Here is a 15913-nt window from a genome sequence, read left to right as displayed (position 1 = left end):
GGGCTAGAAAAATCAGCCGACTAAAATAATTCTTTTTTTAGAAACTGCGCTGTATAGCTCTTTTTATTTTTTACAATTTCCTCTGGAGTACCTTTTGCAACGACTTCGCCACCACCTTTTCCGCCTTCATATCCAATGTCTATAATATAATCAGCCAGTTTGATTACATCCATGTTGTGCTCAATAATCAACACCGAATTACCTTTGTCAACCAATCGATGAATCACATCCATCAATACTCTAATATCTTCAAAGTGTAAACCGGTTGTTGGTTCGTCCATAATGTAGAAAGTATTTCCGGTATCTTTCTTGGACAATTCCGTTGCCAGTTTAATACGTTGTGCTTCACCTCCGGAAAGTGTAGTACTCTGCTGTCCCAAAGTGATATAGCCCAATCCAACATCCTGAATGGTTTTAATCTTGCGGTAGATCTTCGGAATGTTTTCAAAAAATGGTACTGCTTCATCCACTGTCATGTTCAGCACATCAGAAATAGATTTTCCTTTGTAACGTATTTCTAAGGTTTCTCTGTTGAAACGTTTTCCTTGACAGGTTTCACATTCTACATAAACATCCGGTAAGAAGGCCATTTCGATAGTTCGTACGCCGCTTCCTTCGCAGGTTTCACATCTTCCGCCGGTTACATTAAAACTGAAACGCCCCGCTTTGTATCCTCGAATCATCGCTTCAGGTGTCTGTGTAAACAAACTGCGAATTTCTGTAAATACTTCGGTATACGTTGCCGGATTTGAACGCGGTGTTCTTCCAATTGGACTTTGATCGATGTCAATTACTTTGTCTATATGTTCTAAACCTTCTATTTTTTTGAACGGTTGTGGTTTTTTAACCGCATTGAAAAAGTGTTCGTTCAAAATAGGGTATAGGGTTTCGTTAATCAATGTCGATTTTCCTGAACCGGAAACTCCTGTCACACAGATGAGTTTACCTAAAGGTAATTCAATTGAAACATTTTTTAAATTATTCCCGGTAGCTCCGGTAAGTTTCAAGGATTTTCCATTTCCTTTTCTTCTTTCTTTCGGTATTTCGATTTTCATCTTGCCACTCATGAATTGTGCGGTGATCGTATCTTCTTTGAGAAGTTCTTTTGGAGTTCCCTGACTGATGATTTGTCCACCATATTTTCCGGCTTTCGGTCCAATGTCAATTACATGATCGGCTCTCTCAATCATATCTTTGTCATGTTCTACAACAATCACCGAATTTCCAATATCACGTAACTGTTCCAATGAATGAATCAGTTTCTCATTATCTCTCTGATGCAATCCAATACTGGGTTCATCCAAAATGTATAAGACACCAACAAGTTGTGAACCAATTTGTGTGGCCAAACGTATACGCTGGGCTTCACCTCCTGAAAGGGATTTTGAGTTTCTGCTTAAAGCCAAATAATTCAAGCCCACATCTACTAAAAACTGTAAACGAGCTCTAATTTCTTTTAGAATTTCTGTAGCAATAATTTTTTGCTTTTCTGTCAAATGCTGGTCAACATCCAAAAACCAATTAGTTAGCTCCGATATATCCATATTGGATAATTCGGCTATATTTCTTTCATTGATTTTGAAATACAAGGCTTCTTTCTTCAGTCGTGAACCTCCACATTCACCACAATTAACTTCATCCATAAAATCTTTTGCCCAACGTTTAATCGAAGTTGATTCTGATTCGTCATGTTGTGACTTGATGAAATTGGATATGCCTTCAAAATCAATTTTATATTCTTTGGTAACTCCTGCCGTTTTCGATTCTATAGAGAATTTCTCTTTGCCGCCATTCAAAATCATTTCCATGGCTTCGTCCGAAATGGTTTCTATGGCATCGGTCAATTTAAACCCAAATTTTTCTCCAATAGTTTCCAATTGTTTGAAAATCCAGGTCGATTTGTATTCTCCGATAGGAGCAATACCACCACTTTTGATAGATAATTTTGTATTCGGTATAATCTTTTTAATGTTGATTTCATTCACCGTTCCCAATCCGTTGCAATGTTCACAAGCTCCTTTTGGGGAATTGAATGAAAATAAATTGGGTTCCGGATTTTGATAAGAGATTCCGGTAGACGGACACATTAAATTTCTACTAAAAAAGCGGACTTCATTTGTGTCTTGGTCTAAAATCATCAATACGTTTTCTCCATGATACATGGCCGTTTTGATACTTTCATTCAATCTTTTTTCATTGTCTTCAGAAGCGTCAATCACCAAGCGATCAATCACTATTTCAATATCATGCGTTTTATAACGATCCAGTTTCATTCCTGGAAGTATATCCTGAACATCGCCATTGACACGTACTTTTACAAAGCCTTGCTTGGCTATTTGTTGGAATAATTCAGCATAATGTCCTTTACGTGCGCGGATGATCGGCGCCAAAATATTAATTCTTTTTCCCTTGAAATTCTCAATGATTAATGCCTTAATCTGTTCATCGGAGTATGAAACCATCTTTTCACCCGTATTGTAACTATAGGCGTCACCAGCTCGGGCAAAAAGCAAGCGAAGAAAATCGTAAATTTCAGTGATAGTGCCTACTGTTGATCGAGGGCTTTTACTAGTGGTTTTCTGCTCGATGGCAATAACAGGAGACAAACCGTCGATTTTATCTACATCTGGACGTTCCAATCCGCCTAAAAACTGTCGGGCATAAGCTGAAAACGTTTCGATGTAACGGCGTTGACCTTCTGCATAAATGGTATCGAAGGCCAAAGAGGATTTTCCTGATCCCGAAAGCCCGGTTATCACTACTAGTTTTTCCCTTGGGATAGTAACGTCGATATTTTTGAGATTATGCGCTCTCGCGCCAATGATTTCAATAGTTTCTTCTGAATGTTGCATATATATGGCAAAACACAAAGATACTGAATCCCGAACAAATTAGGAATTGGGTTCCATTCTGTTTTTCAGAAAATAATCTTAAAGTTTATGGAAAGCGTATTCTTTAATACGATAATAAGGACTTCTTATTTAAAATCCTTCTTTGAATTTCACCCAGATACAATCATCTATGATTTCATTGTTTTTGATTACTCCTTTTTTATGGATAGCTTCCAGGATATAACCGTTTTTTTCCAAGGCTCTCATCGAAGCTTTGTTGAATGCAAATACGCCTGCAACAATCCGAATAACATCAAAGGTGTTGAAAGTATATTCGGTCATTTGTTTAATGGCTTCGGTAGCAATGCCTTTTCCCCAAAATGGTTCAGCAATGAAATAACCTATATCGGCATTAAGTCGGTAAATGTCATCTCTGAGCCAAATACCTATTTCTCCGCACAATTGGTTGTTATAAAATAATAAAAAGCGTTCCGCAGGATTTTTACCAACATGTTTGCTGAATAATTCGGTAGCGTATTCAGTAGTATAAGGATAGGGTGTTCTGTCGAATCCGTTTTTGGCAATATTAGGATTGTTTCGGAGCAACACAAAATTTTCCAAATGCTCGAAAGCGTAGGGTCTTAATTCAATCATAATGCTATTTTCTTGCTGAAAACCCCATCGGAATCATTAAAACTCCTTTTTCGAATTTATTAACGTATAAGATTACGGGTTTGCTATTTCCTTCCCAAGTGACTTCAAACATATCAATTGTACCGGCTCCCATTTCACTCTTTTTGGTTGGAAAAGGACAACAAGCATCTTTTTTTACATACGTTACTTTTTCACCATTCGGTCCGGCTAAGGCATTTAAAAAGCGGATTTGATTATTAGGTCCGTCTTTTAAATTCGTGAAGCCAACATTTACTGGGTAATCCTCGTGGTATCCATATTTTTTATCAGTCGCTTTTAGTGTAATAACAAAACTGTTGTAAGCTTCGTTTAAAGCGGGTCCAGGAACACTGTCGTCAATGTTTTTAATAGTTGATTTTGTACTAATGCAAGAAGTTAAAAGAATGCATGAGAAAATAATCAATACTAGTTTAGTCTTCATTCGGGATTAATTTTACTTTTTCATTTGATGTGTAACAAATATAGTGACAAACTTATACTTTTGTAGAAAAATATTTTTAGATGGAGTTTATTACAACAACGTGGCACTGGTCAGTTTCCGGTTTTTTGATCGGTATGATCATGCTGCTCTTAACCTATTTTGGGAAATCATTTGGTATGTCCTCAAACTTAAGGACTTTGTGTTCGATGGCTGGTGCCGGAAAATGTGCTTCGTTTTTTGATTTTGACTGGAGAGAACAAAAATGGAACCTTGCTGTGGTCTTGGGTGCTATAGCCGGAGGATTTATTGCCTACCATTTTTTAAGCAATCCGGATAATATCAGTATAAATCCGAAAACAATTGTTCAATTACATGCGATTGGTATCGATGCGCCAAACGGTAAATTAGCGCCAGATGCTATTTTCGGAACGCAAGCCCTATTTAGCGGTAAAGGTTTCTTTATTCTGATTTTTGGTGGATTCTTAATCGGATTTGGTACGCGTTATGCAGGAGGATGTACTTCTGGTCACGCCATTTCAGGTTTAAGTAATTTGCAGTTACCTTCTTTAATTGCTGTAATCGGTTTCTTTTTAGGCGGATTGGTTATGGCTCATTTTTTAATTCCGTTAATTTTTTAGATGATGAAGTTATTTCGATTTTTTGCAGTTGGGATGTTATTCGGAATTGTTTTAACCAAAGCCGAAGCGGTTTCTTGGTATCGTATTTATGAAATGTTTATGTTTCAATCGTTCCATATGTTCGGAATTATTGGTGTAGCAATAATGACCGGTGTAATTGGTTTGATGATTATCAAGAAAAAAGGAATTAAAGATTTTAAAGGGCAACCGATTGAAATCCTTGATAAGGAAAAAGGTTTTGCTCGTTACATTATTGGAGGTTTTCTTTTTGGATTGGGTTGGGCTTTAGTCGGATCATGTCCTGGACCGATTTTCATTCTTTTGGGAGCTGGCATTCCTGCAGTTGCTATAGTGCTTTTTGGAGCTCTTTTAGGAACGTTTATATATGGATTGGTAAAAGATAAATTACCACACTAAAACAATAATAAAAAAAGGCCTTTAGGCCTTTTTTTATTATTCGTGGTTTAATTTTAAAATCCCTAAAGTGATTAGAAATTGCGCTATAATATACGTTGACATGATAAGTAATGATGCGTTCGGCAATGGATTGTAAAATTTGTCGATAGCTAAAATACTATCTGAAGTTACAAATGCAATTGCCCCATTTAAAATCAATATGTTCATAGGTCTTATCCAAGTTAATGAACCTCGTATAGCCATTATCAACATCAATGATATGATAAAAGCATAAACAGATACGGGAATTTTAAGTTCACCTAGAGAAGGTATTAATAGTGTTAGCATGGTATATAGATAACCAGCAACGGCAAGTATTCCGAGACCGAAAAGTAATTTATTGGGGCTAAACTGAGTGTCTTGTTTTATAAATAATACAATAAACAGAATATGGGCGATTAAAAAAGAAACCAAACCAAAAATAAAAAACAGTTCTCCTTTATCAGCAAACATTAAAATAATATCACCTAACCATGAGAATCCTAAAGCAAGTAGGAGCCATTTTTTAGTAGGAAAACTGTTGTAACTATTGGTCGCCAAAAGTAATCCGGGTAATAATAAAGGCTTGAAAAACCAAGCTAAGTCTTCTTTACCAATAGCAATTAACAATAAATAGAATGCACTAATCCCTACAAAATAGTTTAAAAATTTGTTCATGTTATGCGTTTAAAACTGGTTGATCTAAGGTTTTGAATTCAGAAGTGACAAAGTAAATACTAACCAAAAGTGATAAAGTAAGATAACCTGTGACAATGTAAGTTCCATAAGGAATTGTACTATCTATTTCGAACCAGCTACCAGTTAAGGTGATAATTGCCATTGCAAAAAAGAATCGAATGCTTTCCCAAACGAATGCGTATTTGTTTTTATCCATCAACTCGGTATAACTGTATACTGTAATGAATACAAAAGCACCATAGTAGAAGATTCCAAATTTGCTGGCTTCCATAATTTGAGCAATATTGTCAAAGAAATAAGTAATTAGTAAAAGTGTGATCAATAATTGAGTGATTGACCAACCAATCAGAGTTTTGGAGTTGTCGGTTCCGAATTTTTTGAAATCAAATACATTGTCAATTTTGTGCAATGGATATCTTTCATCAAATCCTTCAGGTCTCCATCCTGTTGGCATAAACCAGATTTTTAATTTATCTGAAAATTTTTCTGCTCGCCATGCATCTCTAATCAATACCCATAAATGCTGAAAATTGATTTTGATTGGATTCCAAGTTTCTGCGGGGCGTGTAATACCGAATACTGCTGGAACTTCGGGTAATTCTTCTTGAAACGTACCAAACATTTTATCCCAAATGATGAAAACTTGGGAATGATTTTTATCCATGTATTCTGGGTTTATAGCATGGTGTACACGGTGATGAGAAGGTGTTACAATAATTTTTTCCAAAAATCCCATCTTGTTGATGTATTTAGTATGGTACCAAAATTGTACAAAAAACTGAATAGGAAGTGTTATGGCGATTACTTTGGCAGGAACTCCCAAAAGTGCTGCGGGTAATAACAAAAAGGTAAATAAATTGATAAATGTTGATACGGATTGACGAAGAGCACAAGATAAATTGAATTCTTCACTGCTGTGGTGAATAGCGTGTTTGTTCCAGAAAAAATTAATTTGATGCGCCCAACGATGTGTCCAATAGCCTTGGAAATCAATTGCAATGAAAGCAATAATGTAAGCTATAGCAGATTCCTTAATTGTGAAGATTGCTAAATGATCAACCATTTCACCATAGGCAAAAATGGTAATGCTTAATTGAAGTACATCTTTTGTGGCATTGGTAATTCCGGAACTGATACTTGATACACTATCCATTAACGGAACATGATCCACTCCTTTGTAATAGCCATATAATTTCTCAATGATAATTAATAGCAAGAAGCAAGGCATTGCTATGATAAGTATTTTTCCGTATTCTACCATGTTATTTTAAAATTTAAAATGGAAAGATATGCAGATTTCAGGATTTAACAAATTTATTTTTTATTGTTAAATGATTTCAGCGCTTAATCCAGCGTCTAGTAAAGCTGTACATTGAGGTTTTAACTCGTCAAAAGATCCCGTCTTTACAGCACATTTTCCAGTATAATGAACTAAAATTGCACATTGTTCTGCTTGTAATTCCTCATGTTTGCATACTCTTATCAAAGTTTCAATCACATGATCAAATGTATTTACATCATCATTATAAAGAACTATCTCATGATTAATGCTTACTTCTTCTAGAACTGTCGTTTTGATTTGTGTTTTTTCTATAGTTGCCATAACGTATTGTCAAATTTTTTTAAAGGGAATTTACTATTACTAATTTACGTATTTTAGTGATACCCAGTTGTTTCTGTTTATTTTTTTAACAAAGGTCAGTCCTTTTTCAGTACATGATGCATCGATGAAAGGAATATCTTGTTCGTAAAAACCACTAAAAAGTATGATTCCGTCTTTGTTCAAACAATCCACATAGGTTTGCATGTCGTTTAGCAAAATATTTCGGTTGATATTAGCAATAATCAAATCGTATTTTTTTCCTTTCAATAGTGCAGCATCACCTTCATAGACACTGATGTGTTTACAGTTGTTTCTTTCCGCATTTTCAATTGAATTCAAATAACACCAATTATCAATATCAATAGCATCAATAGGTTGTGCGCCTTTCATTTCTGCCAAAATAGCTAGAATAGCTGTACCACATCCCATATCCAGAGTTTTCATTCCGGTTACATCCATTTCCAATAAATGTTGAATCATCATATGAGTGGTTTCATGATGGCCTGTTCCAAAACTCATTTTGGGTTCGATTACAATATCAAATTGAGCTTCTGTTTTTGGATGAAAAGGAGCACGAACATGGCATAAACCGTCAACGTCAATTGGATCAAAGTTTTTTTCCCATTCCTCATTCCAGTTGGTTTGCTCGATTTCTTCGAAGGTATAAGTGATTTTGAATTCTGGATTTTCTAAAATATAAATGTCATCCAAAATAGTTTCATTCCAAAGATCTTTTTGAATGAAAGCAGAAAAACCATGATCTGTTTCGATGAAACTATCAAAAGGTTTTTCACCTAATTCTGCAATTAAAATCTCTGAGCCTAATTCTTTTGGTTCTACAGTGAAATGATATCCGATATATATGTTTGACATAAATTATTTTTTTGCAAAGATACGATTTCAAAAGAGATAAGTAAAAAACAGCCAGAAGAATCTGGCTGTTTTTATTTACTTTAACGGTTAGGTTGTTTTACCTCACAATTAGTTTTCTGGTTACACCTTCATTAGTTTTTACCAGATAGATTCCCGCTTTTAATTTAGAAGTATTGATTGTTAAAGTATTTGTATCAAAAGAAATCAGTTTTCCTGTAACGTCAAACAATTCATAAGTTGCCATTCTATTGAAATAGACTATACCGTTTTCAGACGGATTAGGAAACAATGTCAATGTTTTTGGTTCAGTTTCGAATTCATCATTGGATAAATTCGTCGTATTGATTTCGAAAAGTGCAATTGTTCCACTGATTTCATTGGCAACTGCAATATAATTTTTACCTGTAGGACTATTTCCTGCCGGTATAAAAGTGATGCCTTCCGGTCCGTTATCTCCTCCATAGGCAGATGTATTACGACTTGTTTTGTATTCTACAAATTTGACGTCAACAGGATTGGTGATATCGTAAACCATTACACCTCCGGTTCTTTCCAATGTAATGAAGGCAAAGGTTTGACCGTTTAGTTCAGCAATGGTTAGTCCTTCTGGTTCTGGACCTTTGGCACGACTTCTGTTTTTGGTCGCATTCGAACTAGTATGATCGGCGTTAAAAAGCGAATTAAACGGGCTTGTTGATGCGATATAGGTTTCAAAATCGTCCCCACTATCATAAACTAATGCTTTTGTCGTGGTATTGAAAATCGAAAAAGAACGACTTCCTAAACAATACAATTCTTCATAAGCAGCATCGGTATCTGTATTTCCGTTCAGATTGGTGATTCGCATTCTGCCTGTATTGTTGTTGTTTTTCAGCATGATCGAATTAGGAAAATTAACCGGATCCAATGTACTGGCGCCAATGGTTGTTCTTTCATTCAAACCGGTATATTCTTTTTCATCACCTTCATTTGCAGTTACAAGATAGGTACTGCCTGCTACCGAATAATTACCAATGGCATCAGGAATATAATAGGCTTTGATAGGCCAGTTTGCAATTACTACTTGACCGTTGTTATCCGAAATATCCATACCATTCCCGGGTTGGCTGACATCTTTTGTTCCCAAAGCCCAAACATCTGCAATTGTTGCGTTGGTAAGATTGATTTCTGCAATCGCATTGTTTTCCTGAATAGTTACCCATGCTTTTTGTGAATCAGGACTAATGGTTATGTATTCCGGTTCGAAATCTTGTGAAAGCGTACTTGTGTTTTTGGTTTTTCTTATGCCTGAAGCGAGCAAGGAAGCTTCTTGTGAATTAAAATCAGTGAAAAGTAAAGTACTAACATTGGATTGTGATAGCGAAGGTATTCCACCTGAAATATCAATGATAGATACAGAACCTTCAGGATCTATTGTGTAGGCATCGTTGGGTTGTCCTTCATTGGCTGTCATGACTTTAGTTCCATCGGGAGTAAATACAATCATATCAGGTAATGCGCCAACTGTAACCTGTTTTTGAAATACGCCATTGGTGTTGAAAAAAACTACTGAACCGTTCAGTTGTTCATTAGTATTTGGGGAGGCAACAGCAACAATTCCATTTTTAACAGCAACCGAAGTAATTCCACCATAAGGAGTCATATCAATTGAAGAAACTAAACTTAAATTTGCCGGATTTGAAAAATCAACAATATCCAGTTTTTTGGATACAGAACTAATGGTGAATAATCGTTGAGAAGTAGGATCATGAACTACAATTTCACAAGTACTATTGCTCACTCCTGAAGGATCAAAACTTCCCACATAGTCTAAAGTTATGTTGTTGTTTGGAATTCGAACCACATTATCATTGTCTTTAATATAAATAGTGGTGAAAACATTTGAACCTAAAGTTAGCCCAGATGGGTTTTCTAGGCTTAGTACAAAATATTCTGAATGTTGTTCGTGAATCGAATCGTCAATAACAGGTATGGTGATGGTTTGCGTTGTAGAGCTTCCAGATGTAAATTGTAATGTTTGAGTAGAATATGTAAAGTCACTCGTATTTGCCGTACTGAATGGACTACCTTTTACAACTACATCAACAGATGAAGTGGTTGGAGAAGTTAGAGTGATGTTTACATTGATTGTGCCTTGATTTTCATTGGCAACTGTCATAGTAGAAGCAAATGAAGCGGTTTGTGCATTACTATTGGTATATTGTGTAAATACAGCAATAATACATGCAACTTTAATAAGATAGTAAATTTTTGACATGAGTTTGTTTGATTTTCGCACAAATGTCAATCAGAAATCTTAAAATAAGTTTAATTTAAAAATAGGAAATCATTAGATGTTAATTACCTAAATGTTAAGATGTTTTGAAATTGTTTCGTAAGTATTATTCTAATACTATCTGCATAAATACAGAATCCAGCCAACGATCGAATTTATAACCGGTTTCTTTAATGTGTCCTACTTTTTTGAACCCTAATTTCTCGTGAAAAATAATACTACCAAGATTTTCGGAATCAATAACTCCTATCATTGTATGAAGTTGCTGTTTTTTGGCTATTTCTACAAGTTCTTTGATTAATAGACTTCCAATACCGTTTCCGTGAAAATCTTTATGGATATATACGGAATGTTCGACAGTGAATCGGTATCCAATTTTAAATCGGAATGTTCCATAAGTACCAAATCCAATAATTTTCCCTTCTTTTTCTGCCACTAAAAATGGAAACTTTTTTTCTTGCTTCTCGTTAAATATTGCTTCCTGCTCAACTAATGTTCTTGTGTCGTAATCCCAAATAGCTGTAGTGTTCAGTATTTCATAATTAACGATTTCAAGGACGGCGTCCATATCAGTAATGTTGGCTTCTCTAATTATAATAGACATTGTATCCGGAATATGGTTTTTAAGTTGTAAATTTATATATTGTTACCCCAATCAGCGAAAAATAGTATACATGAAGTTACAAGATTCCTCAAAAGTACTGATAATTCTATACTTTGTAAATTTATTGCTGTATAGTTTTTCGTCATTGTTGGAAATTGAGGAATTCGAACAATTTTTCTGGTTTGTCAGAATTCCCATATTGTTGGTTCTGTATTATATAACTTCCAGTAAAAAAGTTATACTGTATTTTGTCGCTTTAGTATTGTATCAGGTAGCATCTGTTTTTTTTGCTACTGAAGATTCTTCACTATATGTTTACGGCACTTTTTCTTCAGTTTTGTTTAAATTTTGCCTTTCGTTGTTGGTGTTGGACTTAGTCACTGTTAAAAACAGATTGGCTATTGGTATTGCTTTGGTGCCTTTTTTTGTGATTTATCTCTATATCATCAATTTTGTGGTCGAATATCTTGGTGAATCTTATTATATATGGATAGTAAATGCTTTTTTAACTTCTTTTCTTGGAGGTGTAGCGATCATTAATTATATCAATAATTCAGGTTCGAAAGAATATTGGTTATTAGTGAGTTCTATCTTTTTTATTGTTCAAATAGGTGCTTTTTTTATCAATAAATTTTATCTGAAGAATGAAGCGATTTATCAAATGGTGATTTTATCGTATGGCATTTCTCACTTTGCTTTTTATCAATTTCTGATTTTAAAAGAGAAGGAAAATGATGCTGAAAATCAATTTGCAACTTCGTAACTTTGCGATACTGAAATTAAAAAAATGATTTACCCTAAAATACCTTTGGCTCAAAGTATTCTTGAAATTTCTTTAGCTAAAGGACTACAACATATAGTGATATCTCCCGGTTCACGAAATGCTCCGTTAACAATTGGTTTTACTAACAATACTGCTTTTACATGTTATAGTATTGCTGATGAACGTTGTGCAGCTTTTTTTGCTTTGGGAATGGCACAGCAAATTCAAAAACCTGTCGCAGTTGTTTGTACTTCGGGTTCGGCATTGCTTAATTATTACCCAGCGGTTGCTGAAGCTTTTTATAACCAAATTCCATTGGTAATTATTTCTGCCGATCGTCCTCATGATAAGATTGATATTGGTGACGGTCAAACGATTCGTCAGGAAAATGTATTTGCCAATCATATTCTATATAGTGCTAATTTGACCGAAGAAGCATCAGAAGAAAACGATCTTAAAATTCAAGAAGCATTGTTTGTGGCCAATGCTAAAAAAGGGCCTGTGCATATTAATGTTCCTTTCGAAGAACCATTGTATGAAACGGTTGAAGACTTATCTGTTCGACCTGTACTCGTGAATCTTTTCACTGAAGCTAAAGAAGAGCCTGCAACCACTGAATTTGTAAATTTATGGAATGCATCAAAGAAAAAGCTGATTCTTTTGGGAGGAAATTATCCGGATGCAATAGCGCAAGAGTTTTTAAATCGATTAGGAGAAGATTCCAGTGTTGTGGTTATGACAGAAGTGACTTCAAATGCCCATCATTCTAATTTCATTACCAATATAGATACCATTATTACTCCGTTTACGGATGAAGATTTCAAAGCGTTTCAGCCTGATATCCTAGTAACTATTGGAGGTATGATTGTATCGAAACGTATTAAAGCATTTTTGAGAAAGTACCAGCCCAAACACCATTGGCATATTGATGAATTGCGTGCCTATAATACATTTGGTTGTTTGAGTCAGCATTTTGAAGTAGCTCCAAATCAGTTTTTCTCTACTTTTTTGCCTAAAACCAATTCTATCGATAGTGACTATCAGTTAAACGCTTTAAAGATAAGAGCGTTACGGGCAAAAATGCATCAAATTTATTTGGAAAAAGCTCCTTTCACTGATTTGAAGGTATTTGAAACTGTTTTAGGTAAATTGCCAACAGCAATACAATTACAAATAAGCAATAGTTCTCCTATACGTTATGCTCAGCTATTCTCAATAGACAAAAATATTGATGTGTTTTGCAATCGCGGTACCAGCGGTATTGATGGAAGTACGACTACAGCTATTGGGGCTGCAGTACAAACCGATAAACCCGTAGTTTTTATAACCGGTGATATTAGTTTTTTCTACGATAGTAATGCACTTTGGAATAATTATATACCGCAAAATTTCAAAATCATCTTGATTAATAATGGAGGTGGTGGAATTTTTAGGATTTTACCAGGTCATCAAGAGACGAAGACCTTCAATACTTATTTTGAGACTTCCCATCACTTAACAGCAGAGCATTTGGCTAAAATGTACGGATTTAACTATATAACAGCTGAATCAGTAGAAGGAATTTCCTCGAATTGGAATGCTTTTCAATCTTCGGGAAAACCAATTATTTTCGAAATTTTCACGCCTGAGAAAGAAAATGATAGTGTACTGTTAAATTATTTTAAAAATTTGAAATGATTGAACTAGGTTGCAATAAAAAGTTTGTAAAATCGTTAGTTCTGTTTATAATAGAAATAGAATTAATTAAACAACAAAACTATGAGCAAGAGAGATGATTTAATTGCAAAGTATGCAGCCGATCTTAAAGAAAAATGTGGGGTTACACCAGATATGGCTTTATTGACAAAAGTAGTAATAGGTTGCGGACCGGCTATTTATAACCCAGATGCCGCGACAGTTTCGGGTTCACAGCAATCGGAATTGGATACAGTTAAGAATAATTTCCTGATTAAAAAATTAGGGTTAAGTGACGGAGCCGATTTAGACAAAGGAATTGATGCGGTTCTTGAAAAATATGGAAAATCCAATAAGAATAAATATAGAGCGGTAGTGTATTATCTATTGACCTTACATTTTAAAAAAGAAAGTGTTTACAAATAAGATGTAAAAATGACATTCCGATAAAGCGTTCTTCTTCAGGAACGCTTTTTTTATTGCTATAAGTCGTAAACTTTGTACCTTTGCGGCTTTGATACTAAGAAAAATGATTCAAATAGGAAAATTCAACATACTTACCATTGCCAGAGATACAAAAATTGGTTTATATCTAACGGATGGAAAAACCGACATTCTATTACCTAACAAATATGTTCCTGAACAATTCGAAATAGGAGATGAACTGGAAGTGTTTGTGTATTTGGATCAGGAAGAAAGACCTGTGGCTACTACATTGGAGCCTTATATCTACTTGAATGAATTTTCATTACTTCGAGTGAATTATACCAATAATTTTGGTGCTTTTGTTGATATGGGACTGGAAAAGGATTTGTTTGTTCCGTTCAAAGAGCAAGCGAGACCAATGGAACAAGGCAAACGTTACTTGGTTTATATGTATTTGGATGAAAAAACAAATCGATTGGTGGGTTCGAGCAAAACCAATCAATTTTTGGATAATTCCGAAATTACCGTGGAGAATGGGGAAGAAGTCGATTTGATTGTTTCTCATATTACGGAAGTTGGGATCAATGTAATCATTAATGAAAAACACAAGGGATTGTTGTATAAAAATGAAGTATACGACGATTTACGTACTGGTGATCGTATCATTGGTTATATCAAGAACATACGTCCTGATGGTAAAATTGATGTTTCAGCAACTAAAATCGGATTTGATAAAGTTGAACCAAGTGCGCAATATATTCTTGATGAATTGAAAGCTAGTCGTGGTTTTTTACGACTAACCGATAATTCGCACCCTGAAGATATCAAAACAGTACTCAAAATGAGTAAAAAGACTTTTAAAAAAGCTATCGGTACACTTTACAAACAAAAGCTAATCGAAATCAAAGAAGACGGAATTTATTTAGTTTAAACGAATTTCCAATTGATTCTCTTTTTCAGGAAAAACTTTATTGAGTAACTTTTCTACCAAAGGTAAAAAAGAAACAAAAGCTAAAGCACCGCCAATATTAAATAACATATGGGCATTGGCCACTGATCTTTCAATTGGTAATCCATAACCCATGCTTTCAACTAAAGTTACAAATGGTGTGAAGAATAATAATCCGACCGCTACTGATATAATATTAAACGTAAGATGAAATAACCCTGTTTTGATGGCTTGTTTGCTCCCATTGATGGTAGCGAGTAAAGTATCACTGCAGGTGCCTAATTCAGCACCAAGCATTATTGCGACAGCCCCACTTAGGGTTAATAATCCTTTTTTGGTCAACAATATAGCCATAGCTACGGTTGCAGATGATGATTGAATGATTAAAGTAATTATAGCGCCAATGAAAGTGCCATAAAGTGGTGTATCTGTATTTTTTAAAAATTCAGCAAAGCGTGAAGTTTCCTTCAAAGGCTCTACAGCTTGTTCCATGGTAAATAAACCGAAAAACAACACCCCAAAATACAAGATTACTTTTGCAAAATTGTTGATTTTTCCAGATTTGGAGAGTAGTAACAACGAGAAACCTATCAATAATAGTATTGGAGAATATTTCCCAATGTCCATGGCGATAATCTGACTGCTTATAGTCGTCCCTATATTCGCACCAAGTACAATTCCCATTGATTGTTTGAAGGTTAGTAGTTTTGAATTAACAAATACAATGGTGATAATGATGACAGCTGAAGAAGAATCCAATAAACCGGTAACAACGATTCCGGTAATGACAGACATAAAGGTATTGGAAGTAAATTTTAAAATCCACTTTTTGGTATTTTCTCCAAGTGCTTTTTGTACAGTTTCGGATAAACTGTTGACTGCAAAAAGGAACAATACCAATCCAGCTATTATTTTTAAAATAATTTCAATCATCATTTAACTCCTTTCTTAATTATTAAAGTTAAATGTAGTGATATAGTGTTATTTAAAGGTTAAGTGAAGGTTATCTATATGAAAAATGCCAATCTT

At 34.7% G+C, this 15913-nt stretch carries 16 protein-coding genes; 6 read left to right on the top strand and 10 right to left on the bottom strand.

Going from position 1 to position 15913, the window contains the following annotated elements; genetic code table 11:
- Window positions 1-20 precede the first annotated feature (20 nt).
- The 3 genes from uvrA to ACFO7M_RS06120 all read right to left on the bottom strand — a co-directional run bounded on the left by uvrA (window position 21) and on the right by ACFO7M_RS06120 (window position 3945).
- Complete coding sequence (uvrA, locus tag ACFO7M_RS06130; protein ID WP_379734617.1) at window positions 21-2852, bottom strand: excinuclease ABC subunit UvrA; 2832 nt, start codon at window positions 2850-2852, stop codon at window positions 21-23.
- A gap of 129 nt (window positions 2853-2981) precedes the next feature.
- The gene (locus ACFO7M_RS06125) at window positions 2982-3485 is read right to left on the bottom strand and encodes a GNAT family N-acetyltransferase (protein ID WP_379734615.1); all 504 of its coding nucleotides are present in this window, start codon (window positions 3483-3485) and stop codon (window positions 2982-2984) included.
- 4 nt (window positions 3486-3489) lie between these two features.
- Complete coding sequence (locus ACFO7M_RS06120) at window positions 3490-3945, bottom strand: 2-dehydro-3-deoxyphosphooctonate aldolase (protein WP_379734613.1); 456 nt, start codon at window positions 3943-3945, stop codon at window positions 3490-3492.
- An 80-nt stretch (window positions 3946-4025) separates the two neighbouring features.
- Between ACFO7M_RS06120 and ACFO7M_RS06115 the strand changes: the two genes are divergently transcribed.
- Together ACFO7M_RS06115 and ACFO7M_RS06110 are read left to right on the top strand one after the other, a co-directional pair.
- Entirely contained in the window at window positions 4026-4583 is a 558-nt protein-coding gene (locus ACFO7M_RS06115; RefSeq protein WP_379734612.1) for a YeeE/YedE family protein, read from the top strand.
- A 3-nt stretch (window positions 4584-4586) separates the two neighbouring features.
- Complete coding sequence (locus ACFO7M_RS06110) at window positions 4587-5000, top strand: DUF6691 family protein (RefSeq protein ID WP_379714978.1); 414 nt, start codon at window positions 4587-4589, stop codon at window positions 4998-5000.
- 36 nt (window positions 5001-5036) lie between these two features.
- On the opposite strand, the gene ACFO7M_RS06105 is transcribed toward ACFO7M_RS06110, so the two are convergent.
- From ACFO7M_RS06105 to ACFO7M_RS06080, 6 genes are all read right to left on the bottom strand, one after another.
- Complete coding sequence (locus tag ACFO7M_RS06105) at window positions 5037-5696, bottom strand: lysoplasmalogenase (RefSeq protein WP_379734610.1); 660 nt, start codon at window positions 5694-5696, stop codon at window positions 5037-5039.
- A gap of 1 nt (window position 5697) precedes the next feature.
- Complete coding sequence (locus ACFO7M_RS06100) at window positions 5698-6978, bottom strand: sterol desaturase family protein (RefSeq protein ID WP_379734608.1); 1281 nt, start codon at window positions 6976-6978, stop codon at window positions 5698-5700.
- Window positions 6979-7044: 66 nt separating this feature from the next.
- Window positions 7045-7320 carry an ATP-dependent Clp protease adaptor ClpS gene (locus ACFO7M_RS06095; protein ID WP_379711949.1) on the bottom strand — a complete coding sequence of 92 codons (276 nt, stop codon included), beginning with the start codon at window positions 7318-7320 and terminating at the stop codon, window positions 7045-7047.
- Between the two features lie 39 nt (window positions 7321-7359).
- Window positions 7360-8193, bottom strand: a complete 834-nt coding sequence (prmA, locus tag ACFO7M_RS06090; protein WP_379711951.1) for a 50S ribosomal protein L11 methyltransferase — start codon at window positions 8191-8193, stop codon at window positions 7360-7362.
- 97 nt (window positions 8194-8290) lie between these two features.
- Entirely contained in the window at window positions 8291-10450 is a 2160-nt protein-coding gene (locus ACFO7M_RS06085; protein ID WP_379734606.1) for a choice-of-anchor I family protein, read from the bottom strand.
- 124 nt (window positions 10451-10574) lie between these two features.
- Window positions 10575-11072 (bottom strand): GNAT family N-acetyltransferase, encoded by a 498-nt coding sequence (locus tag ACFO7M_RS06080; protein WP_379734604.1) that lies wholly within the window; start codon window positions 11070-11072, stop codon window positions 10575-10577.
- A 70-nt stretch (window positions 11073-11142) separates the two neighbouring features.
- Here ACFO7M_RS06080 and ACFO7M_RS06075 point away from each other — a divergent pair, with 70 nt between their 5' ends.
- The 4 genes from ACFO7M_RS06075 (at window position 11143) to ACFO7M_RS06060 (ending at window position 14866) form a co-directional block, all read left to right on the top strand.
- On the top strand, window positions 11143-11835 hold the full coding sequence (locus tag ACFO7M_RS06075; protein ID WP_379711957.1) for a hypothetical protein: 693 nt from the start codon (window positions 11143-11145) through the stop codon (window positions 11833-11835).
- Window positions 11836-11859: 24 nt separating this feature from the next.
- Window positions 11860-13512 carry a 2-succinyl-5-enolpyruvyl-6-hydroxy-3-cyclohexene-1-carboxylic-acid synthase gene (gene menD / locus ACFO7M_RS06070; RefSeq protein ID WP_379734602.1) on the top strand — a complete coding sequence of 551 codons (1653 nt, stop codon included), beginning with the start codon at window positions 11860-11862 and terminating at the stop codon, window positions 13510-13512.
- Window positions 13513-13593: 81 nt separating this feature from the next.
- Window positions 13594-13935 carry a DUF2853 family protein gene (locus ACFO7M_RS06065; RefSeq protein ID WP_379711961.1) on the top strand — a complete coding sequence of 114 codons (342 nt, stop codon included), beginning with the start codon at window positions 13594-13596 and terminating at the stop codon, window positions 13933-13935.
- A gap of 103 nt (window positions 13936-14038) precedes the next feature.
- On the top strand, window positions 14039-14866 hold the full coding sequence (locus ACFO7M_RS06060) for a S1 RNA-binding domain-containing protein (RefSeq protein ID WP_379711963.1): 828 nt from the start codon (window positions 14039-14041) through the stop codon (window positions 14864-14866).
- On the opposite strand, the gene ACFO7M_RS06055 is transcribed toward ACFO7M_RS06060, so the two are convergent.
- The gene (locus ACFO7M_RS06055; protein WP_379734600.1) at window positions 14858-15820 is read right to left on the bottom strand and encodes a Na/Pi cotransporter family protein; all 963 of its coding nucleotides are present in this window, start codon (window positions 15818-15820) and stop codon (window positions 14858-14860) included. The two genes, ACFO7M_RS06060 and ACFO7M_RS06055, sit on opposite strands and share 9 nt — an antisense overlap.
- Between the last annotated feature and the right edge of the window lie 93 nt (window positions 15821-15913).

The organism is Flavobacterium sp. GCM10023249, assembly GCF_042653365.1.
GTDB lineage: Bacteria > Bacteroidota > Bacteroidia > Flavobacteriales > Flavobacteriaceae > Flavobacterium.
Note: the sequence above shows the minus strand (reverse complement) of the source record. Positions and strands in the feature narration are given on the sequence as shown.

Excerpts from the sequence above, each read along its gene's own strand:
- uvrA (WP_379734617.1), bottom strand. The coding sequence starts at position 2,852 with ATGCAACATTCAGAAGAAACTATTGAAATCATTGGCGCGAGAGCGCAT.
- ACFO7M_RS06125 (WP_379734615.1), bottom strand. The coding sequence starts at position 3,485 with ATGATTGAATTAAGACCCTACGCTTTCGAGCATTTGGAAAATTTTGTG.
- ACFO7M_RS06120 (WP_379734613.1), bottom strand. The coding sequence starts at position 3,945 with ATGAAGACTAAACTAGTATTGATTATTTTCTCATGCATTCTTTTAACT.
- ACFO7M_RS06115 (WP_379734612.1), top strand. The coding sequence starts at position 4,026 with ATGGAGTTTATTACAACAACGTGGCACTGGTCAGTTTCCGGTTTTTTG.
- ACFO7M_RS06110 (WP_379714978.1), top strand. The coding sequence starts at position 4,587 with ATGAAGTTATTTCGATTTTTTGCAGTTGGGATGTTATTCGGAATTGTT.
- ACFO7M_RS06105 (WP_379734610.1), bottom strand. The coding sequence starts at position 5,696 with ATGAACAAATTTTTAAACTATTTTGTAGGGATTAGTGCATTCTATTTA.
- ACFO7M_RS06100 (WP_379734608.1), bottom strand. The coding sequence starts at position 6,978 with ATGGTAGAATACGGAAAAATACTTATCATAGCAATGCCTTGCTTCTTG.
- ACFO7M_RS06095 (WP_379711949.1), bottom strand. The coding sequence starts at position 7,320 with ATGGCAACTATAGAAAAAACACAAATCAAAACGACAGTTCTAGAAGAA.
- prmA (WP_379711951.1), bottom strand. The coding sequence starts at position 8,193 with ATGTCAAACATATATATCGGATATCATTTCACTGTAGAACCAAAAGAA.
- ACFO7M_RS06085 (WP_379734606.1), bottom strand. The coding sequence starts at position 10,450 with ATGTCAAAAATTTACTATCTTATTAAAGTTGCATGTATTATTGCTGTA.
- ACFO7M_RS06080 (WP_379734604.1), bottom strand. The coding sequence starts at position 11,072 with ATGTCTATTATAATTAGAGAAGCCAACATTACTGATATGGACGCCGTC.
- ACFO7M_RS06075 (WP_379711957.1), top strand. The coding sequence starts at position 11,143 with ATGAAGTTACAAGATTCCTCAAAAGTACTGATAATTCTATACTTTGTA.
- menD (WP_379734602.1), top strand. The coding sequence starts at position 11,860 with ATGATTTACCCTAAAATACCTTTGGCTCAAAGTATTCTTGAAATTTCT.
- ACFO7M_RS06065 (WP_379711961.1), top strand. The coding sequence starts at position 13,594 with ATGAGCAAGAGAGATGATTTAATTGCAAAGTATGCAGCCGATCTTAAA.
- ACFO7M_RS06060 (WP_379711963.1), top strand. The coding sequence starts at position 14,039 with ATGATTCAAATAGGAAAATTCAACATACTTACCATTGCCAGAGATACA.
- ACFO7M_RS06055 (WP_379734600.1), bottom strand. The coding sequence starts at position 15,820 with ATGATGATTGAAATTATTTTAAAAATAATAGCTGGATTGGTATTGTTC.